This window comes from Sphingomonas sp. Leaf62, assembly GCF_001421915.1.
Lineage (GTDB): Bacteria > Pseudomonadota > Alphaproteobacteria > Sphingomonadales > Sphingomonadaceae > Sphingomonas.
On sequence record NZ_LMLN01000013.1, the window covers coordinates 1 to 19663 of the forward strand.

The window sequence follows — 19663 nt, forward strand, 5'->3', positions numbered from 1 at the left end:
TGGACTTCGAGCGGCAAGCGCAGGTAGCTTAACCTCGTGTCTACCAGACCGGCAGCAGCTCAAACAAACGAAATCCGCCGTGCGGCTTCCGGTGACCTAAGTAACTTACACTACGCTCAGCGCTGGGTCACGACCCGGATAAACTCACACATACATAATCAAATCCACTACAGCGCTCCTGGAGCATTGCTGGCGACCGACGAGCCCTACGTGGACTAGCCTGCTGCTAGGAGATTTTGGACGTCCTCTGGCACAGGACCAAAAGCACCCTCGCGGGAAAGCAGGGCCAACCACTCCGCCGCAGGGTCTACCCTGTCGGAGCTCTGCGCAGGCGCAGCCTGCCAAATAGAAAGATGCCTCAGGTCGGCAGATGTAATCCGCCTTCCCAAGACCTCACCATTGAACACTGCGGAGCTCGCGCTGTAGCGCTCTCGCAGGTACTGCACGACATGTTTCCGAATCGCCGCCATCGGCAGAGACGCCGCTGCCTCAAGCAGGGCTGCGCGGTTACGCCCGGTTACAGACGTTCCGCTCAACAGTCGCACGATCTTGGCCAACTCGGACACAGGCAACATACTGAGCGTTGCATCCATCGATAACGCTGGAGATGACAGGGCTTCGCGGACGTGTCGCGCCTCTAACCCCCTACTCGTCTGAACCAACTCTTTCAGACCTAAATGGGATGGAACGCGCGACATCACGGCATTCATATGCTTCGTGGCGACAACAGCGTAGACGCGGTCGAACACACGCGAATAAGCATCGATTTGAGCATCTAGCCGGGAAAGCCTGTCCGCGCTGGACTTCACTTCGTAGCACGTGAGTTCGGTTCCGACGGTAACTACATCCGCACGGCGGGCCCATTTTTCGACAGCCAGTTCAGATATAATCGAACACGAGCGCAGATCGCCACCACTACGAAGATGGGTCAGCAGCGCTACCTTAGCAAAATCTTCGGGTGATTCCTGTGCCATCTGGTGCGCCCTAAATCACGCAGAGCATGACAATGCAACATCGGAGGGGCCGCTACGACCCCTCAAATCTGCCCCACACACCTGCCCCACAATCATTAAGATTGTTGGCGCAACATGTTGATATTCAAGGAAAGTTCAAAACTGGCTGGGGCGGCAGGATTCGAACCTACGAATGCCGGTACCAAAAACCGGTGCCTTACCGCTTGGCGACGCCCCAGCGACCGCGGCTGGCGCGGTGGAGGGAGGCACTAGGGGGATTGTCGATGTTGTGCAACCGGGATTGTGCGGGAAACCTGTGCGCTCTGGGTCGTTGAGGCGGGGCATAGTCAAGAAGGAAAGCCGATGTCCGACAAGAGCCCCACCGAAATCCGCGAAGCCATGTGGAAGGCGATGGCGGCCAGCCCCTATGTCATGCTCGGGCTGACCGGCAAGCACCAGCACGACGAACCGATGTATGCCGTGCTGGACGAGGACGCCGACAGCGAGTTCTGGTTCTATACCAAGCGCGACAACCGGGCGGCGGAAGGTGGTCCGGCGATGGTGCAGTTCATCGCCAAGGGGCATGACCTGTTCGCCTGCATCAGCGGTACGCTGACCGAAGAGACCGACACCGCGTTGATCGACAAATATTGGTCGAAGCAGGTCGAAGCCTGGTACGAACAGGGCCGGCAGGACCCGTCGCTGCTGATGCTGCGGTTCGATCTCGACAGCGCAGAAATCTGGGAAACCGATCAGTCGCTGCTCGGCAAGCTGAAGATGTTCACCGGCCAAACGATCAAGGGTCGCGACGAGGCCGGCAATCACGCCAAGGTCGACGTCTGAACGAAAAAAGGGCGGGGGTTACGCGCCCCCGCCCTTTCTTCTAAATCGCTGCGTTGGAGATCATCCGCCGTGGCGGGCGATCCATTCCTCCAGCACCGGCGCGATGCGATTGCGCCATTTCGAACCGTTGAAGATGCCGTAATGGCCGACTTCGGGTGCAAGATGGTATTGCTTCATACCCTCCGGCAGCGCGGTCGCCAGCGTGAGCGCGGCACGGGTCTGGCCCAAGCCCGAAATATCATCGCGCTCCCCTTCGATCGCGAGGATCGCGGTGTCGGTGATCGCGCCCGGATCGACCGGCCGCCCGCGATGCAGCATCGTGCCTTCGGGCAGGGCATGGGTCTGGAACACCACGTCGATCGTCTGCAGATAGAATTCGGCGGTCATGTCGCAGACCGCGCGATATTCCTCGTAGAAGCGCTGCGTAGTCCCCGCCCCTTCACCATCGCCCTGCACCAGATGCTTGAACATCTCGTAATGCGAAATCATGTGGCTGCCGAGGTTCATACTCATGAACCCGGCAAGTTGCAGGAAGCCCGGATAGACGCGGCGACCGGCACCGGCATAGGTCATCGGTACGGTCGCGATGACATTCTGTTCGAACCACGCGTGCGGACGTTCGGTCGCCAGCGTGTTGACCGCGGTCGGGGCCTCACGCGTGTCGATCGGCCCGCCCATCATGGTCAGCGTGCGCGGACGGTTGGGATGCCGGTCCGCCCCCATCAGCGCGGTCGCAGCATAGACCGGAACCGAGGGCTGACACACCGCCAGAACATGCGCGCGCGCATCGCCGGTCTCGCCCATCTTTTCGAGGAATGCGGTGACGTAATCGATGTAATCGTCGAGATCGAACCGCCCCGCCGACAACGGCACCAACTTCGCATCGCGCCAGTCGGTGATGTAGACATCGGCGCTCGGCAGCATCCGTTCGACGGTGCCGCGCAGCAGCGTGGCATAGTGGCCGCTCATCGGCGCGACGATCAGCAGCTTGGGACCGCCCTCGACACCTTCGCGTACGAAGCGCTTCAACTGGCCGAACGGGCGGCGCAGCACGATTTCCTCGCGTACCGCCACCGTCCGCCCGTCGACGACGGTGCTGGTCAGGTTGAAGGCGGGTTTGCCGCGCGGGGCAGAAGCATGGGCGAAGACGGCGAGCGCCGAGCCCAATACCGGTCCGCCGCCGAAATAGGCGAAGGGATTGCTGGGATTCTGCAGCAGGCCAGCCCCGAAATTCGCCATCGCGCTGGCACCGGCCAGCAACGATCGTTGCCATTCATAAGCGTTATACAACATGGGCATCCCCGAAACTGGTCTGACGGGGACTACCCCTACCAGTAAAAATATAGCGATTCGTTGCCACCGGCAACGCTCCGAACGTCGTACACCAAATCCCGTACCAAAACGGTAAGGGTGATCCGGCGCCGGATCGGTCGATACGTGTAAGCAACGAAGTGGCGCAGAGGTTCCCTTTGCGGTCGGTTCGCACAACCGCTAAGCCGCGCGCCATGGCAGATCCGGCCCCCGCCCCCGACCGTTCGAAGATGCTGCCGGCGCTCCGGCTCGTCTGGCGATTCACCTTTCGCTATAAGCCGCAACTGGCCGGCGCCCTGGTGTCGCTGGTCACCGCCGCGCTGGCCACGTTGTGGATCCCGCGCACGTTCAAGCAGGTGGTCGACAATGGATTCGCGGCGGGCGCGGACCTCAGCCGGATCGGCACCTATTTCGAAGGGCTGCTGGGCGTGGTCGTCGTGCTGGCGATCGCCACCGCCGGGCGTTTCTATTTCGTGTCGTGGCTGGGCGAACGGACCGTCGCCGACCTGCGCATGGCGGTGCATCGCAACCTGCTGACGCTGTCGCCCGGCTGGTTCGAGGAGAACCGGCCGTCCGAGATCGCGTCGCGGCTGACCGCCGATACCGCGATCGTCGAGGGGATCGTCAGCACGACGGTATCGATCGCGCTGCGCAACCTGTTGGTCGGGATCGGTGGGGTGCTGTACCTGTTCGCGCTCGCGCCCAAGCTGGCGATCTACCTGATCGTCGGCATTCCCGTGATCGTGCTGCCGATCATGTGGCTGGGCGGCCGCGTGCGCAAATTGTCGCGATCGAGCCAGGACCGGATCGCCGATATCGGGTCGATCGCGTCGGAAACGCTGGGCGCGATGAAGATCGTGCAGGCGTTCGGGCAGCAGCATCGCGAGGGCGACCGGTTCGACGCCGCCGTCGATCGCGGGTTCGAAACCGCCAAGAAGCGGTTCGCGACGCGCGCGATCATGACCGCCTTCGTCATCGGCATGTTGTTCGCCGCGATCACGCTCATCATGTGGGATGCGGTCAGCGACGTGGCGGCGGGACGGACGACCGGCGGCGCGATCACCGCGTTCGTCATCACCGCCGCGCTGGTCACCGGATCGTTCGGCGCGCTGACCGAAGTCTATGGCGACCTGTTGCGTGCATCGGGTGCGGCCGGGCGGCTGGCCGAGTTGCTGGCCGAGCGGCCGGTGATCGCCGCGCCGCCGCAGCCGATCGCGCTGCCCGAACCGGCGCGGGGCGCATTGTCGTTCCGCGACGTCACCTTCCACTATCCGACGCGGCCCGACGTCGCGGCACTGGCAGACTTTACGCTCGACGTGACGCCCGGCGAAACCGTGGCGGTGGTCGGCCCGTCGGGGGCGGGCAAGTCGACACTGTTCCAGCTGATCCAGCGCTTCTACGACCCGGCATCGGGCGTGGTGGCAGTAGACGGTGTCGATGTGCGCGACGCCGATCCCGAAGCCGTCCGGGAACGGATCGCGATGGTACCGCAGGAAACGGTGATCTTCGCCGCCTCCGCCCGCGACAATCTGCGCTATGGTCGCTGGGACGCGAGCGACGACCAGCTCTGGGCCGCTGCCGATGCCGCCAATGCGACGAGTTTTCTGCGCGCGCTGCCCGACGGGCTCGACACGTTTCTGGGCGAAGGCGGTGCGCGGCTGTCGGGCGGGCAGCGGCAACGGGTGGCGATCGCCCGCGCGTTGCTGCGCGATGCGCCGCTGCTGCTGCTCGACGAGGCGACCTCGGCGCTGGATGCCGAGAGCGAGCGGCTGGTGCAGGATGCGCTCGACCGGCTGATGGCGGATCGCACGACGCTGGTGATCGCGCACCGGCTGGCGACCGTCCGGGCGGCATCGCGGATCATCGTCATGGATCATGGCCGGATCGTCGAAACCGGCCGGCATGGCGAATTGATCGCGCAGGGCGGGCTCTATGCGCGGCTGGCGAATTTGCAGTTTCACGAAGCGGGTTGAGGGTTTGGCGGTCACCCGACACCCCTCCGCCCGGTTCGAGCAGCTTCGAGCGTAGTCGAGAAGCGGCTCGAACCGAAGGGCTGACGCTCGCGCGGTCCCCGTCACGCCACCGCCGCGACCAGTTCCCCTGCCCGTCCCTGCAATTGCTCGCTCAGCGTCGCCAACCCGCCGACCAGCCGGGTGAGCGTGCCCGCCTGATCGCCGATCCCGTCGGCCGCCGCCGCGATGCCGCTGGCCCGTGCGTCGATATCGGCACCGGCGCCGCGCGCTTCCTCTACCCGGACCGCGATCGCCTGCGTCGTGGCGCGCTCGGCGGCGATGGCGGTGGCGATGGTCGTCGTGATTACGCCGATCGCGGCGATGGCGGACTGGACCGCTCGCTGTCCGCCGGTGACGTCGTCGAGCAGCACGCGGGCGGCATCGACCCGGCAGGCGATATCGCCCGCCGCCGTCTCGGTCTGGCGGGCCAGCGACTTCACCTCGCCCGCGACGACCGCGAAACCCTGCCCCGCCGCCCCGGCGCGCGCCGCCTCGATCCCGGCATTCAGGGCCAGCATGTTCGTTTGCCGGGTCAGGCCGCGGATCAGGTCCAACATCGCCTCGATCGTGGTCGCGACGTCGGACAGCGACTGGACATGCCCCCGGTTGCGTTCGACCAGATCGACGGCGTCATGACGCAGCCGGTCGGCATGATCGGTATCGCGGGTGATCCGTTCGAACGAGGCGGCGAGCGCGCGTCCGCGCTGTTCGATGTCGACCATGCCTCGCGCTGTCTGATGCGCCGCCGCCGCGACCGACATCGCCCCGCCGCGCGTCGTCGCCGCACGATGATCGAGGTCGGCCGCTACCTGCCCGATGGCGATGCAGGCCATACCGATATCGGACGACAACTGCCGGATCCCGGTTTCGAAGGCATGCGCCGCCTGTCGCACCCGTTCCGCACGGGTACGCGCCTCGACCGACATGTCGCCATGCCAGCGCGCCGCCATCCGCAGCAGCCGCGTCGCGTCGAGCAGGCCGGCGAACACGCCGTCGCGCACCAGCACGACGCCGTCGTCGCTGTGCAGGCCGACCAGTTCGGGCACCGGCGTATCGGCATCGGCGATCATCGCCCGGCGCACCAGACGCGTCGTGCTCGCGCAAAAACTCGGATTGTCGAGCAGCGCATGGCCGAACGGATTGAACAGCAGCGCGCGGACATCGACCTCACGCAAGATCCCCACCGGCCGACGCTGCGCATCGAGCACCGCCAGCAGCCGCAGGTCGTGATGCGCGCGAAACCGCTCGACGATCGCGCTCAGCGTCGCATCCTGCCCGATGGTCAGATGCTCGGCGGCAATACCGGGGTCGAGGCGGGAGAGAGCGGTCATCACCCGACCGACCTAGGGGGCGGATGGTAAACCGGCGACTAACCGGGCGTGACACCGCGATGACACACCCGGTTTTTTTGTTATCGGCCGGTCGTCAGTGCTTGCGCCCTTGATGCCGGATATTGGCGGGACGACCGCGACGCTTCAGCACGCGCTGTGGCGGCCCCCTGCGCCGGTCGCCGCCGCCACCGCCCGCCGATCCCTTGCCATCGGGCAGTTCGAACCGCAGCGCCCCCGACACCGGATTGGCTTCGGCCAGCCGGAGCGACAGGCGCTGGCCGGCGCTGAACGTCTCGCCGCTATGGTCGCCGATCAGCGACTGCGACGTTTCGTCGAACCGGAAATATTCGGCGCCGAGGTCGCGTGCCGGGACCAGCCCGTCGCCGCCCACCCCCTCGATCGTCGCGAAGAAGCCGAACGAAGCGACGCCGGTGATCCGCGCCTCCATCACCGTGCCGACATGTTCGGCCAGATAGGCGGCGACGTAGCGGTCGACCGTCTCGCGCTCCGCCTCCATCGCGCGGCGTTCGAGGCCGCTGATCGCCTCGCCCACCCGTTCCATATTGGCCGCATCGTCGGCGGGCAGCGCGCCTTCGCCAAGCTTGTAGCTGCCGACCAGCGAACGGTGGACGATCAGATCGGCATAACGCCGAATTGGCGAGGTAAAGTGCGCGTAGCTGCCGAGGCTCAGGCCGAAATGGCCATGGTTCTGCGGGCCGTAAAATGCCTGCGTCTGGGTACGCAGCACCTGCTCCATGACCTGCGGCTTGAAATCGGCATCGCCGATCCGCGTCAGCACATGGTTGAACGTCGCCGGGCGGATCACCTGCCCCAGCGCGAACGGCACGTCGAAGGTTTCGAGATAGTCCTTCAGCGCCACCAGCTTTTCGCGCGTCGGCGGTTCGTGGACGCGGTACATGACCGGGGCCTTCTTCGCCTCAAGCGCTTTCGCGGCGGCGACGTTGGCGGCGATCATGAAATCCTCGATCAGCCGCATCGAATCGAGCCGTTCGCGCGGGGCGACCGAAAGAATGCGCCCCTTTTCGTCCAGCACGATCCGCCGTTCGGGCAGGTCGAGGTCGAGCGGCTCGCGATGCGCCCGTGCCTTCGCCAGCGCAACCCAGCAGCCCCAGAGCGGCTTCAGCGCACCGTCGATCAGGTCGCGCGCGACCGGCGCATCGGCGACGCCGTCGATCGCGGCCTGCGCATGTTCATAGGCGATGTTCGCCGCGACCCGGATTACCGCGCGGGTGAAGCGCCAGTCCTTGAGCTTGCCGTCTTTCGCAATCGTCAGGTGGCAGACCAGCGCCGCGCGGTCCTGCCCGGCTTTCAGCGAGCAGACGTCCGCCGACAGGATTTCGGGCAGCATCGGCACGACCCGGTCGGGGAAATAGACGCTGTTGCCGCGCGACCGCGCCGATTTGTCGAGGTCCGAGCCGGGGCGAACGTAATAGGACACGTCGGCAATCGCCACGATCGCGCGCCAGCCGCCGTCATTGTCGGCACTGTCGTCAGGACTGGCCCAGACGGCATCGTCATGGTCGCGCGCATCAATCGGATCGATCGCGACGATCGGCAGGTGGCGCAGATCTTCACGATCGTCGCCGAGCGGATACCCGGCGACCTTGCGCGCCTCCGCCAGCACTTCGTCCGGAAACACATCGGGGATGCCGTGCTTGTGGATCGCGATCAGCGAGAAGCTGCGCGCTTCGAACGGATCGCCCAGCCGTTCGACCACGCGCGCGGTGATGCGCGGCGGGCGGCCGCCCAGCGCCGCCAGCACCAGATCGCCCGGCGCAGCGCCGCCGGCGTCGGTCACCGGCACCTCGCGGCGCTCCTTCTTGTCTACGCCCTGCAACCACAGCTTGTCGCCCTCGGCCCGCAGCACACCCAGCACGGCATCGGCGGCGCGGTCGAGCTTCTTCATCGGATAGGCGGCCCAGCCCGCCCCCGCCTCTTCGGTGCGCGCGAGGATGCGGTCGCCGATGCCCAGTGCACTGCGCCGCCCGCGTTCGCGCACCCGGACGCGCGGCGGCGGCGTCTCCGCCTCCCACCGTTCGGGCACCGCCCAGATATTGCCGCCGTCATCGACATCGGCGACGCGCAGCACGGTGACCTTCGGCAGACCGCCCATCTTGTGGAACGCCCGACCGGGGGCGCTGTCGATCAGGCCTTCGTCGGCCATGTCCTTCAGCATCGCCTTCAGCGATATCTTCTGCTGCGCCGACAGGCCGAAGGCGCGCGCGATCTCGCGCTTGCCCGCCGGTGTGTCGGACGTCTGGATGAAATCAAGGATCTGCTCGCGGGTGGGCAGGCCGGGCGGCGTTTTGGTGCGTACCATCGACCACGACATAGGACGTGCCAGGCCCGGGACCAATGGCGTATCGCGCATGGGAGCCGAAGGGCTGCCCGTCCGTTAGGCCGCCGAGCTTAATCGAACACAGGAAACGGTCATGGGAATCTTCGAACGCATCAAGACGCAGATCTTCGGCAAGGACGGCGGCCCGTTCGGCGACAATTATCTGGGAAAGAAGAAGGAAGCGCCGGCACCGCAGCCGGCGCCCGCACCAACCCCGACCCAGCAGCACGCGCCGGCACCCGCCCCCGCTGCCCCCGCCCCGGCCGCCCCGGCCGCGCCGCAGCCGGTCGACCCGATGACCGCGATCGAACGGATCGCGCAGCAGAAGGGCAACCCGGCGCTGAACTGGCGGACGTCGATCGTCGACCTGATGAAGCTGCTCGATCTCGACTCCAGCCTCGACAACCGCAAGGAACTGGCGACCGAACTGGGCTATACCGGCGCAAAGGACGGCAGCGCCGAGATGAATATCTGGCTGCACAAGGCGGTATTGCAGGAACTGGGCAAGGCAGGCGGTCAGGTACCAGGCAATCTGAAGGATTGACCCCAACTGCCCTCTCCCCTTCAGGGGAGAGGGATACCGAAGCTTGCCAGCTTCGCTGGCTAGCGAAGGTTGGGAGAGGGGCAAAGCGAGCCTGAAGCCCGTGCGCTGGCATGCAAACGCCACCCCCCTCTCCCAGCTATAACTAAGCCTTTGCTTCGCAACGCCCAAGTCTTCGCATCCCTCTCCCCCTTGGGGGAGAGGAAGCAATACCAGTCAATACGCCCGCCCGATCAACACCCGCTCCACCGCCGGCGCACCCGTAAACACGCACGGGCCGTCGTCGCACCCGGTCTGCCCGAGCGGCGCGTTGCGGATGGTCAGCTTCAACCCCTTCAGTCGCTGCACGACCGTTTCCAATGCGTCGCCGGTCGGCTTCGACCAGCGGACATCGACCCAGCCGGGATTCCTGATGCCCTCGGCAAAATGCGCCTCGACGCCGGCCCAGTCGTCGATGGGGACGATCTGTGCCCGGAGCCGGTCGGTCGACTGTCCCAGCAACGTCGCCTGAATATCGCCGAGCGTCTCGCCGATCGACGCCGCGAAATCGGCCTGCGCCACGACCTGCGAATCGAGCTTGCCATCGGCGCGGTACAACCGGTCACGACGCACGACCGAGACATTGCCGCCGGCCATGTCGCGCCCGCCGACTTCGACGATCACCGGCGCGCCCTTCTTGACCCAGCCCCAGCGCTTGGTCGCTGCCTTGGCAGGCTTCAGGTCGAGCAGCGCACGGACCGGTTCGCCGAGCGCAGTCTGCTTCGCCAGCGCCGCCTGCAATTCACGGCAATAGGCGATCAGCGGTTCGTCCTCGGGCGCGTCGCGCAGCATCGGCACGATCACCACCTGCCACGGCGCGATCGCCGGCGGCACGCGCAGCCCGTCATCGTCGCCATGCACCATGATGACCCCGCCGATCATCCGCGTCGACACGCCCCAACTGGTCGTGTTGGCATGTTCGAATTGCCCTTCGGCGTTCTGGAAGCGGATATTCTGGGCATGGGCGAAATTGGTGCCTAGGAAATGCGAGGTGCCCGCCTGCAACGCCTTGCCATCCTGCATCATCGCTTCGATGCTGTAGGTCGCGACCGCTCCGGGGAAGCGTTCATTCTCCGGCTTCTCGCCCGCGATCACATGCAGGCCGAGACAGGTCTCGGCAAACTCGCGATAGACTTCGAGCATCTTCAGCGTCTCTTCGCGCGCCTCCTGGGCGGTGGCATGGGCGGTATGCCCTTCCTGCCACAGGAATTCGGCGGTGCGCAGGAACATGCGGGTGCGCATTTCCCAGCGGACGACGTTCGCCCATTGGTTGATCAGCACCGGCAGGTCGCGCCACGACTGCACCCAGCGCGAGAACGCGGTGCCGATCACCGTTTCGCTGGTCGGGCGCACGACCAGCGGCTCCTCCAGCTTGGCTTCGGGGTCGGGGGTCAGTCCACCCTTGCCATCGGCGATCAGCCGGTGATGGGTGACGACCGCCATTTCCTTGGCGAAACCGTCGACATGCTCGGCTTCCTTCTCGAAATAGGAGAGCGGGATGAACAGCGGGAAATAGCAATTCTCATGCCCCGTCGCCTTGATCCGGTCGTCGAGCAGCCGCTGGATCCGTTCCCAGATGCCATAGCCCCATGGCCGGATGACCATGCACCCGCGTACCCCGGATTCCTCGGCTAGATCGGCCTCGGCGATGACGGCTTGATACCAGGCGGCGAAATCCTGTTCGCGGGTGACGTTGAGAGCATGCTTCATGGGACCGGGCGATAGCGGCAAACGGGGCCGTTCGCCAAGCGGCGATACGCGCGTCCACCGCGACGCGGGCTTCGTGGGGTGGCGTCGCTGCGTGACAGGCTGTAGGTGCCCCCCATGCCTGGCGACCGCATCCTGAAGGGGCTGGCGCTCCGCCTGCTCGCGATCTTCTTTCTGTCCACCATGTCCGCACTGGTGAAGTTGGCGGAGACGCGCGGCGCGTCGCTGCCCGAAACCATGTTCTATCGCCAGCTATGCGCGCTGCCGATCGTGCTGGCGTTCGTCGCCGCCGGACCCGGCCTGAAATCGCTGCGCACCACCCGGATCAAGGGGCATTTGACGCGGTCGATGATCGGGCTGGTCGGCATGGTCTTCACCTTCGGCGCGGTCCTGCTGCTGCCACTGGCGGAGGCGACGACGTTCCAGTTCACCGTGCCGATCTTCGCGACGCTGCTCGGCGCACTGGTGCTGCGCGAACCGACCGGCTGGCAGCGGTGGAGCGCGGTGCTGGTCGGGTTCGTCGGCGTGCTGGTCGTGGCGCAGCCGGGCAGCAGCCATGTGCCGCTGTTCGGGGCGTTCGTCGGGTTGATGGCGGCGCTGTTCGTCGCGCTGGTCGCGATCGCGCTGCGGCAGTTGCGCGACGAGCCGGCTGGGACGACGGTTTTCTGGTTCTCGACGCTGACCCTGCCGTTCATCGCCACCGCCTACGCCTTCAACATCCGGTCACATGACTCGCTGACATGGGCAAACCTGATCGCGATCGGCATGGTCGGCGGTATGGGGCAGATCGCATTGACCGCCGCGTCGCGTGCGGCACCGGTCGCGACGGTGGTGCCGATGGATTATTCGGGGCTGATCTGGGCGACCGTCTACGGCTGGCTGTTGTTCGGGGTGCTGCCGACGTCGATGACGTGGGTCGGTGCGCCGATCATCATCGCCAGCGGCCTGTTCATCGTGTGGCGCGAACACCGTCTCGGCCGGCAAAAGGTGCGGTCGATGGTCGAGGAGGACTGATTCAGTCCTCGATCTCGCCACGGACCTGCGCATGGGCGAGCAGCGCGAACAGAATGCTGCCGCCGACGATATTGCCGAACAGGACGGGGACGAAGAACGTCGCCGCCTGCATCGCGCCCATGTCGCCATGCAGGACCAGCACCCACATTTCCGCCGAACCCGCGACGATATGGGCAAAGCCGCCGAGATCGATCAGCCCGGTCAGCAGCACGATCAGCGTGATCTTCTGCCCCTCCGCGCTCGGCAGCGTCCACACCACGCTCGCCAGCAGGATGCCCGACGGGATGCCGGCCAGAAACCCGGCAAGCCCGCGATGGTCGAAGATCGCGCCGCTGACCCGGACCAGTTCGTCCGCCTGCTCGACGCCAAGCCCGCCGAGCATCGCGAAGCCGGCAAAGGCGAAGGTCCCGACGAGGTTCGCCGCCAGCACGATCGCCCATAACCGCAAGGTTCGCAGCAGGTTGCGCCCCGTCGGCTCGGTCGCCAGCGGCAATACCGCCGACAGCGTGCTTTCCGTGAACAGCTGCATCCGGCCAAGAATGACCACAACGAACCCCAGCGAATAGCCGAGCGCCTGCAACAGCGGCGTCCATGGCCCGTCCGGCACCGCGGTATCCATCACCGCCTTGCCCAGCAGCGACAGGCCAATGGCGATGCCCGCGGTAATCCCCGACCACATCAGCGACGCGGCCGGGCGTTCCAGTTCCTCGATCCCCTGCCGTCGCACGACTTCGTGGACGATCAGCGCCGATGCGGCACGCCGGTCGTCGACGACCTCTTCCTGTTTGGGGTTCAGGGCTACTTTTTGTTCTTCATCGGCAATTTCGGGCGGGGATGATTGCGGATCGGCCATAGGCAAAAGGCAACCGTCGGTGGACCGGCCGGTTCCGCCAGCGTCAGGCGCGGGGTCGTGCCGCCGCCAGCAGCGCACGGGCGCGGACGAACATTTCCGCTCGGTGCGCGACGATCAGACCCCAGCCCAGCGCCATGAACGCGTCGGTCAGCGTGGTCGCGCTCATGTGCAGCGCGCTAGCCCCGCCCTCGGCCATGACCTCCTTCAGCACCGTGCGCGCCGCCAGCAGACCGAACAGGAACAGGAATGCGGCGGGCGATTGCCGGTGGCTGAGCCGGTGGGTTTCCGGGTCGATTTCGATGTGCATCAACCGGCCGCGCTGCCAGCCGAGCACCAGTCCGGCGACCGCCGCGATCGCGCAGACCGCCACGCCCCAGCCGGTCGGCGGCATCGATCCGAACAGCGCGACCGCGACGACGGTGACGATGACCGGCACCACCCACAAGGTCTCGAACCGCAGCCGGCGCAGACCCCGCCCCCGCCACCAGCGCAGCGACAGGATCAATACCGCGACCGCGATCGGGATCAGTTTCGGCCACCAGTCCATCTCGGTATCTCCTCCGTCCCGCCCGGCCACCGGGCGGGACGGAGCAGACTATTCCGCCGCCTCCGCGACCGGCGCAACGCTTTCCTTCCACGCCAGCACCGGCTTGCGCGCCGCCAGCGTTTCGTCGAGCCGACGACGCGGGGCGAAGTGCGGCGCGGACTTGAGCGCGGCATCGCCCGCCTTGGCGCGTTCGCCGACCGACTTGAGCGCGCCGATGAACTGGTCGAGCGCCGCCTTGCTCTCGGTCTCGGTCGGTTCGACCAGCATCGCGCCGTGGACGACCAGCGGGAAATACACCGTCATCGGGTGATAGCCCTCGTCGATCAGGCCCTTTGCCACGTCGAGCGTCGAGAAGCCCTCGGCAAGGTTCGCATCGCTGAACAGCGCCTCGTGCATGCACGGCCCACTCTTGCCGAACGGCGCGTCGAGCGTGTCGTCGAGGCTGCGCAGGACATAGTTGGCGTTGAGCACCGCGTCTTCCGACACCTGCTTGAGGCCATCCGCGCCGTGGCTCAGGATGTACGACAAGGCACGGGTAAACATGCCCATCTGACCGTGGAACGCGACCATCCGGCCGAAGCTGTCGGCATGATGCTCACCGGCGATTTCTTCCTCGACCAGCACGAACTTGCCGTCCTGCTTCTCGACGAAGGGCAGCGGCGCGAACGGGGTCAGCGCCTTCGAGAACACCACCGGCCCCGACCCCGGACCGCCGCCGCCATGCGGCGTCGAGAAGGTCTTGTGCAGGTTGATGTGCATCGCATCGACGCCGAGATCGCCCGGACGCACCCGGCCGACGATCGCGTTGAAGTTCGCGCCGTCGCAATAGACGTATCCGCCCGCCGCATGGACCGCGTCGGAAATTTCCTTCAGATCCCGCTCGAACAGCCCGCAGGTGTTCGGGTTGGTGATCATCACGCCGGCGACGTCCGGACCCAGCCGGTCCTTCAGCGCCTGCGTATCGACGCGGCCATCGGCGGTCGCCGGAATGTCCTTGACGGTGAAACCGGCAAAGGCGGCAGTGGCGGGGTTGGTGCCGTGCGCGCTTTCCGGAACGAGGATGATCTTGCGATGCCCCTCGCCGCGCTTCTCCAGCGCCGCCTTGATCGCGAGGATGCCGCACAGCTCGCCGTGCGCGCCGGCCTTCGGGCTCATCGCGACCGAATCCATGTTGGTCAGCGTCACCAGCCAGTGTGCGAGCTGATGGATCACCTCCAGCGCACCCTGCACCGTGTCGATCGGACCCAGCGGGTGGAGATCGGCGAAGCCGGGCAGCCGCGCCATCCGCTCGTTCAGGCGCGGATTATGCTTCATCGTGCACGACCCCAGCGGAAACAGGCCGAGGTCGATCGCATAATTCTGCCGCGACAGGCGGGTATAGTGGCGCACCGTTTCCGGCTCCGACAGGCCGGGCAGGCCGATCGCGCTCTTGCGGGCATGGCCGCCCAGCCGCGCCGCGACCTTCGGCGCTTCGTCGAAATCGACGCCGGTCGTCTCGGCCGACCCGATCTCGAAGATCAGCGCCTCTTCGAGCATCAGCGCGCGGTTGCCGGTGAAGGTCGTCTGGCCCTCGCCCGTTGCCTCGCCCATGGCCGGACGCCAGCCGCTCTGGTTCACGCTCATGCCAGTACCTCCGTCAGCGCCGCTGCCAGCGCTTCGATATCTTCCACGGTCACCGTTTCGGTCACCGCCACGACCAGCCCGTTCGCCAGCGCATCCTCACCCGGATAGAGCCGGCCAAGCGACACGCCCGCCAGCACGCCGCGATCGGCGAGTTCGCGCACCACCGGCCGTGCTTCGCTCGGCAGCTTCAGCGTGAATTCGTTGAAGAACATGTCGTTGACCAGCTCGACGCCCGGTATCTGCGTCAGCCGCTCGGCCGCCGCGCACGCCTTGGCGTGATTGACCTCGGCCAGTTGCCGCAGCCCCTTTTCCCCGAGCAGGGTCAGATGGATCGAGAAGGCGAGCGCGCATAGCCCCGAATTGGTGCAGATGTTCGACGTCGCCTTTTCCCGGCGAATATGCTGTTCACGGGTCGACAGCGTCAGCACGAAGCCGCGCTTGCCCTCGGCATCGACCGTCTCGCCGCACAGCCGGCCCGGCATCTGCCGCACCAGCTTTTCCGAGCAGGCGAACAGCCCGACATAGGGGCCGCCGAATTGCAGGCCGACGCCCAGCGACTGGCCCTCGCCGACGACGATGTCGGCCCCCAGATTGCCCGGTGCCTCAATCGCGCCCAGCGCGACCGGCTCGGTCACGACCGCGACCAGCAGCGCCTTCACCGCATGGGCGGCATCGGCGATGCGTTGCAGGTCGGGGATGCGGCCGAGGATATCGGGATATTGCACGACGACGCACGACGTATCGGCGTCGATCTTCTCGATCAGCCGGTCGTCATCGGTCTGTGCGACCAGCCATGGCGAGGTCGTGTCGAGTACGTCGCCGGTGAACTTCGCCATGGTCTTCGCGACCGAGACGTAATGCGGATGCACCCCGCCCGAAAACACCGCCTTCGCCTTGCGCGTCACCCGGCGAGCCATCGTCACCGCCTCCCAGCAGGCGGTCGACCCGTCGTACATCGACGCATTGGCAACATCGCAGCCGAGCAGCCGCGCGACCTGGCTCTGGAATTCGAAGAGCATCTGCAACGTGCCCTGCGCGATTTCCGGCTGATAGGGCGTATAGGCGGTCAGATACTCGCCGCGCTGGATCAGGTGATCGACGCTGGCGGGCACATGGTGGCGATAGGCACCGCAGCCGAGGAAGAACGGCACCGACCCTGCCGCGACATTCTTCGCCGCCAATGCCGACAGATGCCGCTCGACCGCCAGTTCGCTGGCATGGTTGGGCAGGCCGGGCACCGGCGTGCCCAGCCGTGCGGATTCGGGGACGTCGACGAACAGGTCGTCGATGCTGTCGGCACCGATGACGGCCAGCATCTCGGCGCGATCGGTCGGGGTCAGGGGAAGATAGCGCATGATGGTCCTACTGCAGAACCGCCATCGCATCCGTCATTCCGGCGAAGGCCGGAATCCATGGACACGGGCGGCATCGAAACGTCGGAACGGCCCGTATCCATGGGTCCCGGCCTGCGCCGAGACGACGATGGTGCCGGGCGCGATCCGTTACAGCCGCGCGACGTAGGCGGCGTATTTGTCCTCGTCCATCAACTCACCCAGCTCGCTGTCGTCGCGCAGGGTCAGCTTGAAGAACCAGCCCTCGCCCTCGGGGTCTTCGTTGACCAGCGCGGGATTGTCGGCGAGCGCCGTGTTGCCTTCCAGCACGGTGCCCGATGCCGGGGTATAGACGTCCGACGCGGCCTTGACCGATTCGACGACGGCGGCGTCGTCGCCCTTGGACAGCTGCTTGCCCTCTTCGGGAACATCGACGAACACGATGTCGCCCAGCTGGCCGGCGGCATATTCGGTGATACCGACGGTCGCGACTTCACCGTCGACCTCGATCCATTCATGTTCCTGCGTGAAATAACGGCTCATCCGGCAAGCTCCCTTTAGCGGACGTAACGATGGGGGACGAACGGCATCGGCACGACGCGTGCCGCATGCACCTTGCCGCGCTGGCGCAGCATCACGGTTCCGGCCTCGGCCAGCGCCGGCGGGCAATAGGCCATGGCAATCGGCGCGGAAATGCTCGGCGCGAACCCGCCGGAGGTGACGTGGCCGACGGCATTGCCATCGGCGTCGATCACCTCGGCACCTTCGCGCACCGGCTGGCGACCCTCGATGATCAAGCCGAACCGCTTCGTTTCCGGACCCGCCGCGCGTTCGGCAAGGATATGTTCGGCACCGGGGAAGCCGCCTTCCTCGCGGCGACGCTTCGACAGCGCGAAGCCGAGATCGGCGGCGACCGGCGTGGTGTCGGGGCTGAGGTCATGGCCGTAGAGCGGCAGACCGGCTTCGAGGCGCAGCGAGTCGCGCGCGCCAAGGCCGATCGGCTTGACCTCCGGTTCGGCGCAGATCGCGTCGGCAAAGGCGGTGGCGGCGTCCTCGGGCAGCGAAATCTCGAACCCGTCCTCGCCGGTATAGCCCGAACGGCTGACCCACAACGCATGGCCGTTCCAGTCGAACCCGCCCGCGGTCATGAACGTCAGCGCGGCGACGCCCGGCAGGATGCGTTCGAGCGCATCGACCGCCTTCGGCCCCTGCAACGCCAGCAGCGCGCGGTCGTCGAGATGGTTGAGCGTGATCGCATCGGCGAGATGCTCGCGCAGATGGCCGATATCGTCATATTTGGTCGCGCCGTTGACGACCATGTAGAAGGCGTCCTCGTCGGCGTCCGCGACTTGCGTGACGTCGTCCTCCGCCCTGAGGGGGAACGGGACGCCCGGTTCGGCAACGTCCAGCCGCGTGACCATCAGGTCGTCGAGAATGCCGCCCTGCTCGTCGAGCAGCAGCGAATAGCGCATCTTGGCGGGCTTCAGGATCTTCAGGTCGCCCGGCAGCAACGCTTCCAGCGCCGCCGTTGCGTCCGGTCCGTGGATCAGCAACTGGCCCATATGGCTGACGTCGAACAGGCCGGCGCTCTCGCGGGTCCACAGATGTTCGGCCATGATGCCTTCATACTGGACCGGCATCGTATAGCCCGCGAACGGGACCATCCGTCCACCCTTCGCGCGGTGCCACGCGTCGAGCGGCAGGGTCTGCGGCGGCAGTTCCTCGACGGGATCGCTGCCATCGGCGCGCAGTTCGTGGGCGGGTTCGCTGTTCGGGGCGGTATCGCTCATATGCGCCAGGTCCTTCGTGAATCGGTTCAACGACGCCGGACGGCACAAAAGGTGCCGCATCGGTCGTCGCCCCCTCTGTCACGGAACCTGAGAGCTTTCGCACGGGCATTTGGCCCATGCTTACCCCTTCGGTGGTCCGGCCGTTACGGCCGCGACGCTTTCCAGAGTATCTTGTGCCCTTGCGCGGTCCCTGTTGCCTGAGAGATTCCGGGGCGGTTGCTCCTTCGGCGGCGGACACGTCCGCACTCTCCCGCGCATGGCGTCGGCTGTAAGCCTGTCGATGGCGCAAGCTCTGGCTTGAGGGCGGGGATTAGTCAATCGGGAAAGCGGGGAATGAAACGGACGGAGAGCGGCCTTCAGTCGCAATCGTCATCCCGGCGCAGGCCGGGATCCACGGATACGGGCGGTATCGATCGAACCGCGACGTCACCTGTCCGCGGATCCCGGCCTGCGCCGGGATCACGGAGTTTGCCAACGCCTCCCCCTCGTCATTCCCGCGAAGGCGGGAATCCATAGACGCGACGGCGGCGACTATAGCAGCAACGCCAGTGTGTATGGGTTCCCGCCTGCGCGGGAACGACGATGTCAGCGCGTGACGTTATACTTCAGCTGCTCGTCGGTCAGCTGGAAGCCGACCAGCGCCTCGAAGGTCGCGGCCAGCACCGCCTGCCGCACCGCCGGATCGGACAGCGGATCGGTCGCGGCGTCCTGATCCCCGGGCTTGCGACGGCGGTTGATCTGGTTGCGGGTTTCCTGCGGCAGCGTCGCGGCGGCGCGGTCGACGATCGCGGTCCCCTGCCCCTGTGCCTGCGCGCGTGCCGCGCCGTCGGCGAAGTTCAGCGTCACCTGCCCCAGCCGCTTCGACACGACCTGCGTACCGCCGCGTACCACCGACACGAAATAGGGGAGCGTCACCGTCCGGGCACCCTGCGTCGTGTTGCGCCGCGCCTGCACGTCGAACGTCAGCGTGCTGTTGATCGTGTCGGCACCCTCGGCGCAATTGGCGCGCAGGTTCGTCAGCGTCGCGACGACGTCGATCGCCTTCGCCTCGCGGCTGGCGGGCGGGTCGAACAGCGTGATGTCGCCGGTCCCCGCCGGCACGCCCGCCACCGGACAGGCCGACCGCACCGCCGAAATGCCGACGCCCTGCGTCACGTCGAGTTCGCCGGTACGCTTGCATCCGCTCAGCGCCAGGACAGCGACGGCGGCAACGGCGGCAGTTTTGCGGAGGGTCACGGGAACACGATACCTTATGCACGGGTGCGGCGATGCCGCGCCTCCTGATAGCGACGCTTCATAGGAACCGCCTTTCGCGCGTGCAAGCAATCGAGTCGCTTTCGGGTCAGGCGGTGCCGGCCCGCTCCCCCTCCCCGCCACCCACGTGAGTATCCTGAATGGGTGGCGGGGAG

General features: G+C 66.3%; 16 protein-coding genes, 1 tRNA gene and 1 riboswitch. Of the genes, 4 read left to right on the top strand and 13 right to left on the bottom strand.

The window, feature by feature from the left end:
- Window positions 1-215: 215 nt before the first annotated feature.
- Window positions 216-974, bottom strand: a complete 759-nt coding sequence (locus ASE91_RS19275; protein WP_156357733.1) for a sce7726 family protein — start codon at window positions 972-974, stop codon at window positions 216-218.
- A gap of 142 nt (window positions 975-1116) precedes the next feature.
- Window positions 1117-1191, bottom strand: a tRNA-Gln gene (locus tag ASE91_RS07875).
- A gap of 125 nt (window positions 1192-1316) precedes the next feature.
- Here ASE91_RS07875 and ASE91_RS07880 point away from each other — a divergent pair.
- Window positions 1317-1796, top strand: coding sequence for a pyridoxamine 5'-phosphate oxidase family protein (locus ASE91_RS07880; protein ID WP_056624716.1), 480 nt, complete (start codon window positions 1317-1319; stop codon window positions 1794-1796).
- Between the two features lie 60 nt (window positions 1797-1856).
- Here ASE91_RS07880 and ASE91_RS07885 read toward each other — a convergent pair whose 3' ends face one another.
- The gene (locus ASE91_RS07885; protein WP_056624718.1) at window positions 1857-3089 is read right to left on the bottom strand and encodes a polyhydroxyalkanoate depolymerase; all 1233 of its coding nucleotides are present in this window, start codon (window positions 3087-3089) and stop codon (window positions 1857-1859) included.
- Between the two features lie 212 nt (window positions 3090-3301).
- On the opposite strand from ASE91_RS07885, the gene ASE91_RS07890 reads away from it, so the two are divergent.
- Window positions 3302-5080, top strand: coding sequence for an ABC transporter transmembrane domain-containing protein (locus ASE91_RS07890; protein ID WP_056624720.1), 1779 nt, complete (start codon window positions 3302-3304; stop codon window positions 5078-5080).
- Between the two features lie 101 nt (window positions 5081-5181).
- Here ASE91_RS07890 and ASE91_RS07895 read toward each other — a convergent pair whose 3' ends face one another.
- Window positions 5182-6450: a methyl-accepting chemotaxis protein gene (locus tag ASE91_RS07895; RefSeq protein WP_056624723.1), complete on the bottom strand. Its 1269-nt coding sequence runs from the start codon at window positions 6448-6450 to the stop codon at window positions 5182-5184.
- Between the two features lie 94 nt (window positions 6451-6544).
- Window positions 6545-8791: a ribonuclease R family protein gene (locus tag ASE91_RS07900; protein ID WP_056625183.1), complete on the bottom strand. Its 2247-nt coding sequence runs from the start codon at window positions 8789-8791 to the stop codon at window positions 6545-6547.
- Window positions 8792-8903: 112 nt separating this feature from the next.
- Between ASE91_RS07900 and ASE91_RS07905 the strand changes: the two genes are divergently transcribed.
- Entirely contained in the window at window positions 8904-9353 is a 450-nt protein-coding gene (locus tag ASE91_RS07905; protein ID WP_056624726.1) for a DUF3597 domain-containing protein, read from the top strand.
- A gap of 213 nt (window positions 9354-9566) precedes the next feature.
- Here ASE91_RS07905 and ASE91_RS07910 read toward each other — a convergent pair whose 3' ends face one another.
- On the bottom strand, window positions 9567-10832 hold the full coding sequence (locus tag ASE91_RS07910) for an aminoacyl--tRNA ligase-related protein (protein WP_443024527.1): 1266 nt from the start codon (window positions 10830-10832) through the stop codon (window positions 9567-9569).
- 381 nt (window positions 10833-11213) lie between these two features.
- On the opposite strand from ASE91_RS07910, the gene ASE91_RS07915 reads away from it, so the two are divergent.
- Window positions 11214-12110, top strand: a complete 897-nt coding sequence (locus ASE91_RS07915) for a DMT family transporter (protein WP_056624732.1) — start codon at window positions 11214-11216, stop codon at window positions 12108-12110.
- A gap of 1 nt (window position 12111) precedes the next feature.
- Here the strand turns inward: ASE91_RS07915 and ASE91_RS07920 are convergent, their stop codons facing one another.
- From ASE91_RS07920 to ASE91_RS07955, 7 genes are all read right to left on the bottom strand, one after another.
- On the bottom strand, window positions 12112-12963 hold the full coding sequence (locus ASE91_RS07920; RefSeq protein ID WP_082453896.1) for a formate/nitrite transporter family protein: 852 nt from the start codon (window positions 12961-12963) through the stop codon (window positions 12112-12114).
- A 43-nt stretch (window positions 12964-13006) separates the two neighbouring features.
- Window positions 13007-13510, bottom strand: coding sequence for a CcdC protein domain-containing protein (locus ASE91_RS07925; RefSeq protein ID WP_056624734.1), 504 nt, complete (start codon window positions 13508-13510; stop codon window positions 13007-13009).
- A 48-nt stretch (window positions 13511-13558) separates the two neighbouring features.
- Window positions 13559-15133: an aminomethyl-transferring glycine dehydrogenase subunit GcvPB gene (gcvPB, locus tag ASE91_RS07930; protein ID WP_056624740.1), complete on the bottom strand. Its 1575-nt coding sequence runs from the start codon at window positions 15131-15133 to the stop codon at window positions 13559-13561.
- Window positions 15130-16488: an aminomethyl-transferring glycine dehydrogenase subunit GcvPA gene (gene gcvPA / locus ASE91_RS07935; RefSeq protein WP_056001681.1), complete on the bottom strand. Its 1359-nt coding sequence runs from the start codon at window positions 16486-16488 to the stop codon at window positions 15130-15132. Before gcvPA ends, gcvPB begins: the two co-directional genes overlap by 4 nt.
- A 147-nt stretch (window positions 16489-16635) precedes the next feature.
- Window positions 16636-17007, bottom strand: coding sequence for a glycine cleavage system protein GcvH (gene gcvH, locus ASE91_RS07940; RefSeq protein WP_056001684.1), 372 nt, complete (start codon window positions 17005-17007; stop codon window positions 16636-16638).
- A gap of 14 nt (window positions 17008-17021) precedes the next feature.
- Window positions 17022-18254, bottom strand: coding sequence for a glycine cleavage system aminomethyltransferase GcvT (gcvT, locus tag ASE91_RS07945; protein ID WP_082453920.1), 1233 nt, complete (start codon window positions 18252-18254; stop codon window positions 17022-17024).
- 174 nt (window positions 18255-18428) lie between these two features.
- A riboswitch (glycine riboswitch) is annotated at window positions 18429-18517 on the bottom strand.
- Between the two features lie 322 nt (window positions 18518-18839).
- Window positions 18840-19490, bottom strand: a complete 651-nt coding sequence (locus ASE91_RS07955; RefSeq protein ID WP_056624744.1) for a hypothetical protein — start codon at window positions 19488-19490, stop codon at window positions 18840-18842.
- Between the last annotated feature and the right edge of the window lie 173 nt (window positions 19491-19663).

What these genes read in the sequence shown, in the direction of transcription:
- ASE91_RS19275 (WP_156357733.1), bottom strand. Translation starts at nt 974, where the DNA reads ATGGCACAGGAATCACCCGAAGATTTTGCTAAGGTAGCGCTGCTGACC.
- ASE91_RS07880 (WP_056624716.1), top strand. Translation starts at nt 1,317, where the DNA reads ATGTCCGACAAGAGCCCCACCGAAATCCGCGAAGCCATGTGGAAGGCG.
- ASE91_RS07885 (WP_056624718.1), bottom strand. Translation starts at nt 3,089, where the DNA reads ATGTTGTATAACGCTTATGAATGGCAACGATCGTTGCTGGCCGGTGCC.
- ASE91_RS07890 (WP_056624720.1), top strand. Translation starts at nt 3,302, where the DNA reads ATGGCAGATCCGGCCCCCGCCCCCGACCGTTCGAAGATGCTGCCGGCG.
- ASE91_RS07895 (WP_056624723.1), bottom strand. Translation starts at nt 6,450, where the DNA reads ATGACCGCTCTCTCCCGCCTCGACCCCGGTATTGCCGCCGAGCATCTG.
- ASE91_RS07900 (WP_056625183.1), bottom strand. Translation starts at nt 8,791, where the DNA reads ATGGTACGCACCAAAACGCCGCCCGGCCTGCCCACCCGCGAGCAGATC.
- ASE91_RS07905 (WP_056624726.1), top strand. Translation starts at nt 8,904, where the DNA reads ATGGGAATCTTCGAACGCATCAAGACGCAGATCTTCGGCAAGGACGGC.
- ASE91_RS07910 (WP_443024527.1), bottom strand. Translation starts at nt 10,832, where the DNA reads ATGGCGGTCGTCACCCATCACCGGCTGATCGCCGATGGCAAGGGTGGA.
- ASE91_RS07915 (WP_056624732.1), top strand. Translation starts at nt 11,214, where the DNA reads ATGCCTGGCGACCGCATCCTGAAGGGGCTGGCGCTCCGCCTGCTCGCG.
- ASE91_RS07920 (WP_082453896.1), bottom strand. Translation starts at nt 12,963, where the DNA reads ATGGCCGATCCGCAATCATCCCCGCCCGAAATTGCCGATGAAGAACAA.
- ASE91_RS07925 (WP_056624734.1), bottom strand. Translation starts at nt 13,510, where the DNA reads ATGGACTGGTGGCCGAAACTGATCCCGATCGCGGTCGCGGTATTGATC.
- gcvPB (WP_056624740.1), bottom strand. Translation starts at nt 15,133, where the DNA reads ATGAGCGTGAACCAGAGCGGCTGGCGTCCGGCCATGGGCGAGGCAACG.
- gcvPA (WP_056001681.1), bottom strand. Translation starts at nt 16,488, where the DNA reads ATGCGCTATCTTCCCCTGACCCCGACCGATCGCGCCGAGATGCTGGCC.
- gcvH (WP_056001684.1), bottom strand. Translation starts at nt 17,007, where the DNA reads ATGAGCCGTTATTTCACGCAGGAACATGAATGGATCGAGGTCGACGGT.
- gcvT (WP_082453920.1), bottom strand. Translation starts at nt 18,254, where the DNA reads ATGAGCGATACCGCCCCGAACAGCGAACCCGCCCACGAACTGCGCGCC.